Source organism: Burkholderia sp. R-40 (assembly GCF_049942845.1).
In the GTDB taxonomy this organism is placed as follows: domain Bacteria; phylum Pseudomonadota; class Gammaproteobacteria; order Burkholderiales; family Burkholderiaceae; genus Burkholderia; species Burkholderia ambifaria.
In genome coordinates, this window is sequence record NZ_CP187967.1 from 1,654,123 (window position 1) to 1,667,141 (window position 13,019).

At 66.9% G+C, this 13,019-nt stretch carries 12 protein-coding genes; 6 read left to right on the forward strand and 6 right to left on the reverse strand.

Features of this window, described 5'->3' with window-relative positions:
- Window positions 1-16 precede the first annotated feature (16 nt).
- On the forward strand, window positions 17-1,408 hold the full coding sequence (locus ACP26O_RS07685) for a sigma 54-interacting transcriptional regulator (protein ID WP_011656714.1): 1,392 nt from the start codon (window positions 17-19) through the stop codon (window positions 1,406-1,408).
- Window positions 1,409-1,463: 55 nt separating this feature from the next.
- Window positions 1,464-2,171, forward strand: coding sequence for a DUF2968 domain-containing protein (locus ACP26O_RS07690; RefSeq protein ID WP_175665118.1), 708 nt, complete (start codon window positions 1,464-1,466; stop codon window positions 2,169-2,171).
- A gap of 83 nt (window positions 2,172-2,254) precedes the next feature.
- On the opposite strand, the gene hfq is transcribed toward ACP26O_RS07690, so the two are convergent.
- The gene (gene hfq / locus ACP26O_RS07695) at window positions 2,255-2,845 is read right to left on the reverse strand and encodes an RNA chaperone Hfq (RefSeq protein ID WP_175665245.1); all 591 of its coding nucleotides are present in this window, start codon (window positions 2,843-2,845) and stop codon (window positions 2,255-2,257) included.
- 295 nt (window positions 2,846-3,140) lie between these two features.
- On the opposite strand from hfq, the gene ACP26O_RS07700 reads away from it, so the two are divergent.
- The gene (locus ACP26O_RS07700; RefSeq protein ID WP_126227643.1) at window positions 3,141-3,422 is read left to right on the forward strand and encodes a hypothetical protein; all 282 of its coding nucleotides are present in this window, start codon (window positions 3,141-3,143) and stop codon (window positions 3,420-3,422) included.
- Window positions 3,423-3,449: 27 nt separating this feature from the next.
- Here the strand turns inward: ACP26O_RS07700 and ACP26O_RS07705 are convergent, their stop codons facing one another.
- From ACP26O_RS07705 to ACP26O_RS07720, 4 genes are all read right to left on the reverse strand, one after another.
- The gene (locus ACP26O_RS07705) at window positions 3,450-4,364 is read right to left on the reverse strand and encodes a DUF1571 domain-containing protein (RefSeq protein ID WP_175665119.1); all 915 of its coding nucleotides are present in this window, start codon (window positions 4,362-4,364) and stop codon (window positions 3,450-3,452) included.
- A gap of 29 nt (window positions 4,365-4,393) precedes the next feature.
- Window positions 4,394-6,148 carry an AMP-binding protein gene (locus ACP26O_RS07710; RefSeq protein ID WP_011656719.1) on the reverse strand — a complete coding sequence of 585 codons (1,755 nt, stop codon included), beginning with the start codon at window positions 6,146-6,148 and terminating at the stop codon, window positions 4,394-4,396.
- 192 nt (window positions 6,149-6,340) lie between these two features.
- Window positions 6,341-7,171: a TetR/AcrR family transcriptional regulator gene (locus tag ACP26O_RS07715; protein WP_175665120.1), complete on the reverse strand. Its 831-nt coding sequence runs from the start codon at window positions 7,169-7,171 to the stop codon at window positions 6,341-6,343.
- A 216-nt stretch (window positions 7,172-7,387) separates the two neighbouring features.
- Window positions 7,388-8,608: an MFS transporter gene (locus ACP26O_RS07720; protein ID WP_175665121.1), complete on the reverse strand. Its 1,221-nt coding sequence runs from the start codon at window positions 8,606-8,608 to the stop codon at window positions 7,388-7,390.
- 290 nt (window positions 8,609-8,898) lie between these two features.
- Here ACP26O_RS07720 and ACP26O_RS07725 point away from each other — a divergent pair, with 290 nt between their 5' ends.
- From ACP26O_RS07725 to ACP26O_RS07735, 3 genes are all read left to right on the forward strand, one after another.
- Window positions 8,899-9,441 (forward strand): GNAT family N-acetyltransferase, encoded by a 543-nt coding sequence (locus ACP26O_RS07725; RefSeq protein WP_175665122.1) that lies wholly within the window; start codon window positions 8,899-8,901, stop codon window positions 9,439-9,441.
- A 139-nt stretch (window positions 9,442-9,580) separates the two neighbouring features.
- A complete protein-coding gene (locus ACP26O_RS07730) occupies window positions 9,581-10,207 on the forward strand; it encodes a ParB-like protein (protein WP_011656723.1) in 627 nt (208 codons plus the stop codon).
- Between the two features lie 24 nt (window positions 10,208-10,231).
- Window positions 10,232-11,950: a SulP family inorganic anion transporter gene (locus ACP26O_RS07735; protein ID WP_175665123.1), complete on the forward strand. Its 1,719-nt coding sequence runs from the start codon at window positions 10,232-10,234 to the stop codon at window positions 11,948-11,950.
- Window positions 11,951-11,989: 39 nt separating this feature from the next.
- Here ACP26O_RS07735 and ACP26O_RS07740 read toward each other — a convergent pair whose 3' ends face one another.
- A complete protein-coding gene (locus ACP26O_RS07740) occupies window positions 11,990-12,940 on the reverse strand; it encodes a carbohydrate kinase family protein (protein ID WP_175665124.1) in 951 nt (316 codons plus the stop codon).
- Between the last annotated feature and the right edge of the window lie 79 nt (window positions 12,941-13,019).

Genomic DNA, 13,019 nt, shown 5'->3' on the forward strand with positions numbered 1-13,019 from the left:
GAAGCAAGACCACCCGATGAGAAACACGCCCGCAATCGCAGAACTCGATCTGTACGTCTGGGAAGGCAAGGCGGACATTGTCGACCGCGTTGCCCGCTGCATGGCGAGCTTCGACGTCGAAGTGATCCGCGCCGACAATGCGGAAATCTCGCCGGAGCGCGCCGCATTGCGGCCCTCGCTCGCGATCATCAGCGTGACGATGATCGAAACCGGCGCGGCGTTCCTGCGCGACTGGCAAGCCAACATCGGCATGCCGGTCGTCTGGGTCGGTGCGGCGCGCGACCACGACGCATCGCAGTATCCGCCCGACTATTCGCACATTCTGCCGCTCGACTTCACCTGCGCCGAACTGCGCGGGATGATCGGCAAGCTCGTCACGCAGCTGCGCGCGCACGCGGCCGAAACGCTGCAGCCGTCCGAACTCGTCGCGCACTCGGAGTCGATGCAGGCGCTGCTGCACGAAGTCGACACGTTCGCCGACTGCGACACCAACGTGCTGCTGCACGGCGAAACCGGCGTCGGCAAGGAGCGCATCGCGCAATTGCTCCACCAGAAGCATTCGCGCTATCGCAACGGCGAATTCGTGCCGGTCAACTGCGGCGCGATCCCCGACGGCCTGTTCGAATCGCTGTTCTTCGGGCATGCGAAAGGTTCGTTCACCGGCGCGGTTGTCGCGCATAAAGGCTATTTCGAACAGGCGGCGGGCGGCACGCTGTTCCTCGACGAAGTCGGTGACCTGCCGTTGTACCAGCAGGTCAAGCTGTTGCGCGTGCTCGAGGACGGCGCCGTGCTGCGCGTTGGCGCGACGTCGCCGATCAAGGTCGATTTTCGTCTGGTCGCGGCCAGCAACAAGAAGCTGCCGCAGCTCGTGAAGGACGGCCTGTTCCGCGCGGATCTTTACTATCGGCTCGCGGTGATCGAGCTGAGCATTCCGTCGCTGGAGGAGCGCGGCGCGGTCGACAAGATCGCGCTGTTCAAATCGTTCGTCGCGGAAGTGGTGGGCGACGAGCGGCTCGCGCAGCTCTCCGATCTGCCTTACTGGCTCGCGGACGCGGTCGCGGACAGCTATTTCCCCGGCAACGTGCGCGAACTGCGCAACCTCGCGGAGCGCGTCGGCGTGACGGTGCGGCAGACAGGCGGCTGGGACGCGGCCCGGCTGCAGCGGCTGGTCGCGCATGCGCGCAACTCGGCGCAGCCGGTGCCGGTGGAAAGCGCGGCGGAAGTCTTCGTCGACCGAAGCAAGTGGGACATGAACGAGCGCAGCCGCGTGATCGCCGCCCTCGACGCAAACGGCTGGCGGCGCCAGGATACGGCGCTGCAGCTCGGCATCAGCCGCAAGGTGTTGTGGGAAAAGATGCGTAAATATCAGATATTCGACGAAGAGCCCGAGACCCGCGAAAGCGAATAATTAATGAGATAAAATCGCGCTGCATTACAACGATACGGGCGGGGAATAAAAATTCATGAGCCATATGACTGGGTTGGCGCGGGCGTGTGTGTTGCTCGCGATGATGGGAGGCGTGCAGGGCGCGTACGCGCAGGGGCTGGCAGGCAATGGAGCGCCGGCCGTACAGCAGGCATCGGCGCCGGTGGCGGCGATTCCGGTGCTGGATCAGCAGGTGCAAACGTCGGTGCAGCCGCAGGCGGGCGAGACGACCGGGCCGAGCACGGTTGACGAACTGCAGCGCCAGATCCAGGCGCATTCGCTGACGGAAATGCGCACGAGCTATAACGGCAGCTACGGCGCGAGCCTGCTGTTCAGCGTGAAGGACGGTGCCTATTTCGTCGCGCTGTTCCAGCAGAAGGCGTTCTGGCGCGTGATCAAGAGTTACGACGAAACGCGGGCCGAAGCGATCTATCGCGATTTCTCGCATCAGGCGGAGCGGCTGGCCGTCAACGAATTGCGTGCGGCGAAGCTGGAATCGCAGAAGGCCCAGATGGACCGGCAGATCGCGCTCACGCAGGAGCGGGCGCGGCGTCTGCAGGCCGACATCTCCATCGCACGTGAGCAGCAGGCCGCGGTCGTGGATCGCCAGAAGAGCGTCCGCAATGAAACGGCGGCGCTGCAGGCGCAACAGGCGGAGCTTCAGTCGCAGCTGCGCGCATTGCAGCAGCAGGTGCGTTCGCTGCAGCGCGAGGCCAACGCGGGCTTGCCGGCGACCGCACACTGAGCGGTCGCGGTACGGCCGGTGCGGCGACATGCCGCGCCGGCTCACCAGGAAAAAGGGCAAGCCGGTTGGCTTGCCCTTTTGTCTTACTGGCCGTCCGGCACGATTCGCCGGCGGCGCGTGACGATCACCGGCCCGTTGCCGCCGCGGCTATCGGACGGCGACGTGCTGCCCGATGCGTCGCCGGTGTCGCGCGGCGCGCTGTAGCCTTCACGCGGTTCGCGCGGCGCGCCGTAACCTTCGCGGGGCGCGCCATAACCCTCGCGCGGTTCGCGGGAGCCATAGCCTTCGCGCGGTTCACGGGAGCCGTAGCCTTCACGCGGCTCGCGCGAGCCGTAGCCGCCGTCGCCGCGCGATTCGCGGGAGCCGCCGTGCGAGCCGTACGGGCTGTGACCGCCGCCTTCGCGGCCGCCCGGCCGACCGCCGGTGCGCGGGCCGCGGGGGCCGCCGCCGCCCGGGCGCGAGCCGCCCGTATCGAGCTGGATCGTGGAAATCGCACGCTTGTAGATGCCTTGCAGACCCACGGGGGTGCGCAGCATCACCAGGTACTGGTCGAACGACTCGATACACCCCGTCAGACGAATGCCGTTGACGAGATAGATTTCAACACGCTTACGTTCCTTGCGCGCCGAATTGATGAAGTCGTTTTGCGGATGGGATTCTGCGGGATTGGCCATTGAGGTGCGGCAGGAGCCTGCGTCAGAGAATATGTTGTGCGTGTGGATGGCGTGGTCGCCCACCAGGTGTTTGGCGGGATTTTACCCTGTTCGTTCCAGCAGCGCGCGCTCGTGATTGTGTCGAACCGTAACCCACTATAGACGTTCCAGCGCGTTTTCGCGATTCGGCCAAATGGCTAACGCCGTTTCGTTACGTCGCGTTACGACTCTCGCAGCGCCGTAGCACCTGGCCCGGCGCGGCCGGCTTATCTTCATCGCGCGTGCCGGGCAGGCCGGCGGATCAGGGAACGGAAACATGAACAAGAGGGGATGGGCGGTATCGATCGGGAGCGTGGCGCTGCTCGCTTCCGCCAGTGCAATGGCGCACGTCGACCTGTCGGTCGGCGTCGGCGTGCCGGTCGCGCCGGTCTATGTCGAACCGGCGCCGGTCTATGTGGCGCCGCAGCCGGCGGTGGTCGCGTATCCGGGCTACGGATACGGTTACGACGGCGACGAGGACGACGACCGTTACCGGAAATGGCGCAAGCACTATTACAAGCATTGGCACAAGCATCACCACGACGATGACGACGACTGAGCGCGCCATGCGCCGCGCCGTCGGCGCTCAGAACGCGTAGTCCGGGTTTTTCGGGTCGAACGCGGTTTCGTCGAGCGTGGCCGGCGCGATCTTCTCGATGATGATCCGCTCGAAGATCCTGCCGTCGTTGTCATACGATTCGACGGTCCGGAAGTAGGGCGCATGCAGGTCGAGCCCGAGCGTTTCCTTCTTCGCGTAAAACTGCGGCCGGCCAGTCGGCGTCTCGTAAGTGAGCGCGACGACGCGCACCCCACCGATCGTCTTCGCTTCCACCTGCGTCGGCCGCTGCACGCCGGCTTCCTGGTATTTCTTCCCTTCGGTCAGGTACAGGTTCGTGATGAACTCGGTGCCGAGATCCTTCACCTGGTGATTCGACTGCGCGCGTGCGAGTGCGCCGTCGAGCGCCGTCCACAACGGAATCTTGCCGAGCAGGCCGCCGAGATGGCCGTACATCTCGTCCTTGCGCTGGGTCGTGTCGTAGATCGTCTCCTGTCCCGCATGTGCGCCGCCCGGCAGCCATTTCGCATAGACCCGCAGCGGCTCGCGGGTGGTTTTCACGAGCATGCGATCGGGCGTGTCGTACCATTTCCCGCTGATGCGTTCCTGCCGCACCATCGTGAACTGGTACGACGGATAACCGTTGGGACCGTTGCGGATATAGAGCGGCACGGCGAGCGGATCGAGCGCCTTGAACAGCGTCGTCAGCGTCGCATCGTCGAGTTGGGCGAGCGTGCCGCGCTGGGCGGCCGTGCGTAGCCAGCGCGCCTGCTGCGCGGGCGGCTCGTGTGTGACCTTCGCCAGCTCCGCCGGCAGCGCGGCCGCCTGGGTCGCGCTCGCGGCATCGGCCGTTTCCTGCGCATGCAGGCCCGGCTGCGCGAGCAACAGCATGCAGGCGACCGCGGCGGCCGCCTGCATCGCGCGGCGCTTGTGTCCTTCGTTCATCGACAGTGTCTCCCGGAGCGATGCGTCGTTCAGCCTTGTTTCGCGGCCTTGATCCTGGCGAGCTCCTCGTCGCGCAGCGCGCGGCGCAGGATCTTGCCGACGTTGGTCTGCGGCAGCGCGTCGCGGAACTCGACGAACTTCGGCATCTTGTAGCCGGTCAGGTTCTTGCGGCAATGCGCGAGCACGTCGTCGACCGTCAGCGTCGGGTCGCGGCGCACGACGAAGACCTTGATCCGTTCGCCCTGGACTTCGTCCGGGATACCGATGGCCGCGGCTTCGCTGATGCCCGGATGCATCACCAGCACTTCCTCGATCTCGTTCGGATACACGTTGAAGCCCGACACGAGGATCATGTCCTTCTTGCGGTCGATGAGGCGGATGAAGCCGCGCTCGTCCATCACGCCGATGTCGCCGGTGGCGAGCCAGCCGTCGGCGTCGATCACCTTCGCGGTCTCGTCGGGCCGTTGCCAGTAGCCGCGCATCACCTGCGGCCCGTGCACGCACAGCTCGCCGGGCTCGCCGACGGCGGCCCAGGTGCCGTCCTCGCGGCGAAAGCGCACGAGCGTCGACGGCGCGGGCAGGCCGATGGAGCCGCTGAATTCGCCCATGTCGTTCAGGTTCACCGGATTCATCGTGACGATCGGCGAGCATTCGGTGAGGCCGTAGCCTTCGACGACCGGCCGGCCCGTGACCTGCTGGAAGCGCTCCGCGACCGCGCGCTGCATCGCCATCCCGCCCGCCATCGCGAGCTTGAGCTGCGAGAAATCGCGCTTGCGGAATTCCTCGTTGTCGAGGAACGCGTTGTACAGCGTGTTGATGCCGGTGATCCCGGTAAACGTCTCGTTGCGGATGATCTTCATCACCATCTTCATGTCGCGCGGGTTCGCGATCAGGATGTTGCGCCCGCCGAGCCCCATGAAGATGAACGCGTTCACCGTCAGCGAATAGATGTGATAGAGCGGCAGCGGCGTCAGCACGGTCTCGACGTCGCCCGACACCTGATCGGCGATCCATGCCTTGGCCTGCAGCAGGTTCGCGATCAGGTTGCCGTGCGTGAGCATCGCGCCTTTCGCGACGCCGGTCGTGCCGCCGGTGTATTGCAGGAACGCGAGATCGTCGCGCGTCGTCGGCACCGGCTGCGGTTTGCCGCGCGCGCCGAGCGCGAGGGCGGAGCGCAGCCGGATCGCCTGCGGCAGGCTGTAGTCGGGCACCAGCTTCTTCACGTGCTTCAGCACGAAGTTGATCAGGCGTCCCTTCGCATTGAAACCGTCGGCGAGCAGGTCGCCGAGCGCGGTGACGACGATGTTCTTCACTTGCGTTTCCGGCAGCGCTTCCTGCAGCGTGCGCGCGAAGTTCTCGAACACGACGATCGTCTGCGCGCCGCTGTCCTTCAGCTGGTGCGCGAGTTCGCGCGCAGTATAGAGCGGATTGACGTTGACGACGATCGCGCCGGCCTTCAGCGTGCCGAACAGCGCGACCGGGTACTGGAACGTGTTCGGCAGCATGATCGCGACGCGGTCGCCGGGCTTTACGCCCATGCTTTGCAGATACGACGCGAACGCGTCGACTTTCTGCGCGAGCGTGCGGTAGGTCATCGATGCGCCCGCGCTTACGTACGCGACCCGCTCGGCGAAGCGCGTCGTGCATTCGTCGAAGAACTGCACGAGCGACGTGTATTGCGTGACGTCGATCTCGTGCGGCACGCCGGGCGGATACGACGCGTACCAGACGCCGTCGCTGTTCGGCGGCAGCTGGGTCGTTGCGGTTGCTGCGGACGAGGACATGATGTGTCTCCAAGGCTTTGCGGGGAACGAGCGTCGGCGCTTCAGCGCTTTGCGCTCGTCCCATGCTTTTCGTCGACGAAAGCCGGCCAGCCGTGGCTCCCGCCGCATGACAATCGTACGGCCCGGGCCCGCGCATCAACGCCGGCCCGGGCCGCCCAAATCGTGAATCGCCGCCTGCGCGGCGTGACGCAATCAGCTCGCCGAATGTGCAGTCGCCGTATCGGCCGTGGCCGCGGGCGTACCCGTACCCGGCGAAAGCCCGAACGCTTCGCTCGCGCCCGCATCGTCGAGCACGGCCGCGAAGATCGACAACTGCGTGCTGTCGGGCATCGGCGCCTTCAGCGCGGCGACGATCAGCGACGACAGCCGCGCGATCATCTGCACGTCGTTCATCGTGCGGCGTTGCGAGAATTCGTCGATCAGGCTTTCGGTTTCGGCACCGGCCAGCGCGCCGGACAGCGCGCCGATCGCGAAGTGCAGCCGCCAGCCGAGCTCCGTGCGCGGCAGATGCGGCAGCGCGCGCTGGAACGCATCGAAGAAGCGGCCCGCGACGCTCGCATAGTGCGCGGTCAGGAAGTTGCGCACGAACGGCGACGGGTCGGTGTACGCGCGGCCGATCAGTCGAAGGAACGCGGGGCCGCCGCGATCGGGGTCGCGCGACGCCTTCAGCGCCGGAATGAACATCGCGCCGAGCACGTGCTCGCAGGTGATGTGCGCACCGAGCTGCGCATCGAAGCGGTCGAGGATGCCGAGGCGTTCCTGGTTGAGCTGGTCGAGCCGACGCGACAGCATCGCGTGGATCAACGCTTCCTTGCTGCCGAAGTGGTAGTTGACCGCGGCGAGGTTCACCGCCGCGCGCGACGTGATCTGCCGCATCGACATCGCTTCGAAGCCATGCTCGATGAACAGGTCCTCGGCCGCATCGAGAATGCGCGCCTTCGTGCCGCCGGCCTGCCGATTGCCGGGTGCCCGCGTCCCGGACGGCCGTCCCGCGGACGATCGTCCCTCCTGAATGACTGCCATGTCCCGCCTCCCTATGCCGGTCGCGCGGCCGCGAACAGGTGATTTGATTATGTAATTCAAACAGCCGTTTTTATTAAGATAAAAAAACGCGGGCGGCGCGGGCAAGCAGGGAATCTGGACAAATTCCTCTAGTTCGATGTGCGGTTGCGGGATACATCGCATGCGGCCCCCGCGGGACGGGCCGCACGCGATGATGCAATGCGGCAACGCGCGGGTTCAGCCGACGGCGGTACGCGTATTGACCGATTGCGTCATGTCGATGCCGCGGCGTTCGCGGCTGAATAGGATCAGCACGGCGATCACGACCGCGACGGTGCCGGCGACGAGCGCGAGCGCAAAACTGTAGTTGTTGCCCTGGGACACCGCGAGCGACGCCTGCATTGTCGCGTTACCCGACGCCAGCAGGTTGCCGAGCTGGTAGACGACCCCGGGGAAGGTCGCGCGGATCTCGTCGGGCGAGATCTCGTTCAGGTGGACGGGGATCACGCCCCACGCCCCCTGTACCGAGATCTGCATCAGGAATGCGCCGACGGCGAGCGCGACCGGCCCGCTCGAGAACGCCCACAGCGGCAGCACCGGCAGCGCGATCAGCGCGGCGATGAAGATCGCGCGGCGGCGGCCGATCCGCTCCGAGATCGCGCCGAACGACAGGCCGCCGACGATCGCACCGAGGTTCAGCACGATCGTGATCCACGACACGGTGTGCGGATCGAAGTGATGCTGTTCGCGCAGGAAGGTCGGGTAGAGATCCTGCGTGCCGTGCGAGAAGAAGTTGAAAGCGGTCATCAGCACGATCGCGTAGATCGTGAGCTTCCAGTTCTGCTGCAGCGTCGCGCCGAGGCTCGGCCGCGGACGCTTTTCCATCTGCTTCCACGCCGGCGACTCGGGCACGTGCGCGCGCACGTACAGCACGAGCAGCGCGGGCAGCACGCCGACCATGAACATCCCGCGCCAGCCGATGTATTGGTAGAGCAGGCCGAACACGACGGACGCGAGCAGATAGCCGCTCGGATAACCGGCCTGCAGCAAGCCCGACACGAAGCCGCGCGCATGGGTCGGCACGGTTTCCATCGTCAGCGCGGAGCCGACGCCCCATTCGCCGCCCATCGCGATGCCGAACAGCGCGCGCAGCACCAGCAACGCGGTCAGGCTCGGCGCGAAGCCCGACGCGAGTTCGAACAGCGAATAGCACGCGATATTGACCATCAGCGTCGGGCGGCGGCCGAAGCGATCGGCGAGCCGGCCGAAGATCAGCGCACCGATCGGGCGCATCGCGAGCGTCAGCGTGAGCGCGAACGCGACGGCGGGAATCGTCGACGCGAATTCGGCGGCGATGTCTTTCAACACGAAGACCATCAGGAAAAAGTCGAATGCGTCGAGCGTCCAGCCGAGGTAGGCGGCGATCGTGACGTTGCGTTGTTCGCGGGTCCAGCTCATGTCCGAGGCTCCTCGTTGGGCTTCTTGCGCTCACGATCTGAAGGCGGATGCCGGCCCCGGCTGGCGCGCGGCGCGGGGGCATGGGTCGAGTGTAGGCGGCGACGCCGTCCGATGTCGGGCGCGATAACCGTGAATCGGGAATAATCCCTACGAAATGATCTGTTGAGCAAGCGGAAACGATGGCGTGCGAGACAAGCGTCAGGCGTCTGTATTATTCCGGAAGGCTTTTTGTAGCAGTGATGTAATGCGTGATGCGCACGCTGCGCATCGCCCCCGAATCAGGAGTCCCGATGACCGAACCTTCCGTGGCCGCATTGCCTGTGCTCGAGACCGAGCGGTTGTGGCTGCGCCCGCGCGTGCTGGCCGATCTCGACGCGAGCATCGAGATGGATCGCGATCCGGAGGTCACGCGCTACATCGCGGGCCCGTGGCAGGACCCGGACGAACATCGCCGCTTCGTCACGCACCGGATCACGCGCGACTATCCGCCGGGCCTCGGCTACTGGTCGATCTTCGAGAAGGCCGCGCCCGACACGTTCATCGGCTGGATCCTGCTGATTCCCGACTATGCGAACGGCGCGCGCGACGTCGAGATCGGCTGGCGGCTCGTGCGCGCGGCGTGGGGGCGCGGCATCGCGTGCGAGGCCGCCGCGGCCGTCGTGCGTCATGCGTTCGACACCGTGCGGCTGCCGCGCGTGATCGCCGATATCGCCGAGGCGAACACGGGCTCGCTGAACGTCGCACGCAAGCTCGGGATGCGGCGCGTGGGCGTCGTGCACGACGGGATTCCGTACGTGCGTCATCGTCTCGAGCGCGACGACCTGCGAGCATGACGCGGTGGCGCGATGCGATGCGATGGCGACGCCGGTTTGTTGGCCAAGGTCAAGCGCAGGCTTATCCGCGTCGCGAGGGATTAGCAGTTCGCACGATCAGGAGTATCGTTGCCGGAAATTCCCAACATGGGGTACGACCATGGCACTCGGCAACGACGTTCATCTCATTCCCGTGCGGCTCGACGCATTGCGTCCGACGCAAATGACGGTCGGCTATCGCGAAGTGAAAGCGAAGCGCAGGCACTGGAAAGCGCTCGACAAGCGTGCGCGCAAGGCCGCGATCGACTCGCACTGGTTTCCGGCCGTCCTCGGCCCGGGCGGCCTTTACTACATCACCGATCATCACCATCTCGGCCTCGCGTTGATCGAGGAAGGGCAGACGCGCGTGAACGCGATGCTGCTGAAGGATCTGTCGTGGCTCGAGGACACGATCTTCTGGCGGATGATGGAGCACAACCAGTGGGTGCATCCGTTCGGTCCGGACGGCTCGCGTCGCGACTACGCGAATCTGCCGAAGGTGCTGACGGGGCTCGAGGACGATCCGTACCGGAGCCTCGCCGGCGAACTGCGCACGGCGGGCGGCTATGCGAAGGATGCGACGCCGTTCAGCGAATTCCTGTGGGCCGACTACCTGCGCCAGCACGTGACGCTCGACCAGATCCGCAAGAACTTCTCGAAGGCGCTGGACCTCTCGCTGCGCCGCGCACACGACCAGGACGCGCGCTATCTGCCCGGCTGGTCGGGTGTCATCGCCGCCAAACCCTGACATGCGCACGACGCCTATCGCCTCATGACGACCGTCTCGCCCCGTCCGGATGCCGGCCCGCAGCATCCCGAGCATTTCGCCGCACTCGGTGCGGCAACGCCGCGGCCCACGCGGCGCATCGGCCTTGACGCGCTGGCCGGTCTGTCGATCGCCGGGCTGCTGATTCCGGAGGCGGTCGCGTATGCGGGGCTCGCCAACCTGCCGCCCCAGGCTGGTCTGATCGCGCTGCTGTCGGGGCTCGTGGTGTATGCGCTGACCGGCAGCAGCCGCTTTGCGATCGTGTCGTCGACCTCGTCGTCGGCGGCCGTGCTCGCGGCGACCGTGCTGGCCGAATCCGGGATGGCGCTCGCCGCGCAACTCGCGCTGGCGGCCGCGCTCGTCGCGATGACCGGCGTGCTGTTCATCCTGGCGGGCGCGGCACGGCTCGGCGGCATGTCGGATTTCATCGCGCGGCCGGTGCTGCGCGGGTTTACGTTCGGACTGGCGCTGACGATCGTCCTCAAGCAACTGCCGAAGATCCTCGCGATCTCCGTGCAGCACAGCGATGCGCCGCATGTCGCGCTCGACCTCGTCGCCGGTGCGCCGCGTGCGAACCTCGCGAGCGTCGCGCTCGGCGGGAGCGCGCTTGCGCTGCTGTTCGTGCTCGGGCGCAGCAAGCGGGTGCCGGCCACACTCGTCGTGATCGTGCTGTCGATCGCGGCCGGCTATATGGTCGACTGGCAGCGCTACGGGATCGCGATCGTCGGTCATATCGATTTCCAGCACCTCGCATTCGGCCTGCCGCAACTCGACCGCAACGCATGGATGCAGACGGTCGAGCTCGCTTTCGCGCTGATGCTGATCCTGTATGCGGAGTCGTACGGATCGATCCGCAACTTCGCGCTGAAGCACGGCGACAGCGTGTCGCCGAACCGCGACCTCGTCGCGCTCGGCTGCGCGAACCTCGTGTCGGGGCTGCTGCACGGGATGCCGGTCGGCGCCGGCTATTCGGCGACAGCGGCGAACGAGGCGGCCGGCGCGCAATCGCGTTTGTCGAGCCTGTGGGCGGCCGGCGTGGTCGCGCTGATCGTGTGGCTGCTGCTGCCGCAGCTCGCGCGCACGCCAGAGCCCGTGCTCGCGGCGATCGTGATCTTCGCGGTCAGCCATTCGCTGCATCCGTCGGTGTTCCGGCCGTACTGGGTCTGGCATCGCGATCGGCTCGTCGTGGCTGCCGCGCTGCTCGCCGTGCTCGTGCTCGGCGTGCTGCACGGGCTGCTCGCGGCAATCGGCGTGAGCCTGCTGCTGACGCTGCGCAAGTTGTCGGAGCCGAACGTCAGCGTGCTCGGCCGGCTGCGCGACGGGCACGACTTCGTCGACGTCGCGAATCACGCCGATGCGAAGCCGATACCCGGCGTGCTGATCGTGCGGCCCGAGGCTCAGCTGTTCTTCGCGAACGCCGACCGGATGCTCAATCGCGTGCGCGCGCTGCTGAAGGCCGCGCCCGATACGCATACCGTGATGCTGAGTCTCGAGGAAACGCCGGACGTCGACGGCACGACGATCGAGTCGTTGCGCACGTTCGCGGCCGAATGCGCGGCACGCGGGCTGCAGTTTGCGATCGTGCGACTCAAGGAGCACGCGCTGCATGCGCTGAGTCGCGCGACCGACGATACGCTGCGTGACGCGGCGATGTCGGAGCTGAGCGTCGACGAGAGCCTGCAACTGCTGCAGGCGCGCGGCCATGTCGACAAGGGCGGCGCGTGAGCCTGCGAGGCACGCGCGCCGGTTAGCGCTTCGTGCCGCCTAGTGCGATAGCGCGGCGTCGGCCGGTTCGGCGCTCGCGCGGCTGGCGATGACGTCGGCGACTTCGGCAGCGGTCGGCGCATACGCGCCCGCATGCGCGCAGGCGACCGCCGCGCAGGCTGCCGCGTAGCGCAGATGGTCGGCGGCCGGTGCGCCGGGATACATGAGCTGGCTGGCGAGCCAGCCGCCGATGCTGGCGTCGCCGCAGCCGACGGTGTCGGCGACCTCGGTCGCGAACGCGGGCTGGAACAGCGCGGTGTCGCGGTGCAGGAGCTGCATGCCGGCCGCGCCGCGCGTGACGAGCACGGTCGCGTCGGGCGCCCAGGCGCGCAATTGCGCGAGCGCGGCGGCTTCGTCGAGTTCGGGAAACAGGCCGCGCAGATCTTCATCGGAGACCTTGATCCAGTCGGCGAGACCGGCCAGCGTGCGCAGCGTGTCGCGATACGACGGCGCGGCCATTGGCGCGCGATAGTTCGGGTCGAACGAGATCCGCTTGCCGGCCGCGCGGGCAGCCCGCACGACTTCGATCAGGCGCGGCGCGAGCGGCTCGCGCACGACGCCGAGCGAGCCCACGTGCACGATCTCGGCCGCGTCGAGCGCGCCAGCGGGCAGGTCGGCCGGATCGAACGCGAGGTCGGCGCTGTTCTCGCCGATAAAGAAATAGTCGGGCGGCTGTTTCGACACGACCATCGCGAGCAGCGGCGGGCAATCGACCTGTCGGATGAAGCGCAGGTCGAGCCCCGCATCGGCGCTGCGGCGCATCAGTTCGTCGCCGAAGATATCGCGGCTGACCGTGCCGGCGAACGCGGTCGGCACGCCGAGCCGCGCGCCGACGCGCGCGACGTTCCAGCACGAGCCGCCGGCGACGCTGCGCCAGTGCTGCGCGTCGTCGCGGATGAAATCGGTCAGCGCTTCGCCGAATACGATCAGGCGGGGGAACGTCGTCGTCATGTCTAAATCTCGTGCCGCGGCGTGTCGCGCGGCGGTGCGGCGGTTGAGGTGGACGGACGGGCGGGCGCGCGTCGCACGC

Excerpts from the sequence above, each read along its gene's own strand:
- ACP26O_RS07685 (WP_011656714.1), top strand. The coding sequence starts at position 17 with ATGAGAAACACGCCCGCAATCGCAGAACTCGATCTGTACGTCTGGGAA.
- ACP26O_RS07690 (WP_175665118.1), top strand. The coding sequence starts at position 1,464 with ATGAGCCATATGACTGGGTTGGCGCGGGCGTGTGTGTTGCTCGCGATG.
- hfq (WP_175665245.1), bottom strand. The coding sequence starts at position 2,845 with ATGGCCAATCCCGCAGAATCCCATCCGCAAAACGACTTCATCAATTCG.
- ACP26O_RS07700 (WP_126227643.1), top strand. The coding sequence starts at position 3,141 with ATGAACAAGAGGGGATGGGCGGTATCGATCGGGAGCGTGGCGCTGCTC.
- ACP26O_RS07705 (WP_175665119.1), bottom strand. The coding sequence starts at position 4,364 with ATGAACGAAGGACACAAGCGCCGCGCGATGCAGGCGGCCGCCGCGGTC.
- ACP26O_RS07710 (WP_011656719.1), bottom strand. The coding sequence starts at position 6,148 with ATGTCCTCGTCCGCAGCAACCGCAACGACCCAGCTGCCGCCGAACAGC.
- ACP26O_RS07715 (WP_175665120.1), bottom strand. The coding sequence starts at position 7,171 with ATGGCAGTCATTCAGGAGGGACGATCGTCCGCGGGACGGCCGTCCGGG.
- ACP26O_RS07720 (WP_175665121.1), bottom strand. The coding sequence starts at position 8,608 with ATGAGCTGGACCCGCGAACAACGCAACGTCACGATCGCCGCCTACCTC.
- ACP26O_RS07725 (WP_175665122.1), top strand. The coding sequence starts at position 8,899 with ATGACCGAACCTTCCGTGGCCGCATTGCCTGTGCTCGAGACCGAGCGG.
- ACP26O_RS07730 (WP_011656723.1), top strand. The coding sequence starts at position 9,581 with ATGGCACTCGGCAACGACGTTCATCTCATTCCCGTGCGGCTCGACGCA.
- ACP26O_RS07735 (WP_175665123.1), top strand. The coding sequence starts at position 10,232 with ATGACGACCGTCTCGCCCCGTCCGGATGCCGGCCCGCAGCATCCCGAG.
- ACP26O_RS07740 (WP_175665124.1), bottom strand. The coding sequence starts at position 12,940 with ATGACGACGACGTTCCCCCGCCTGATCGTATTCGGCGAAGCGCTGACC.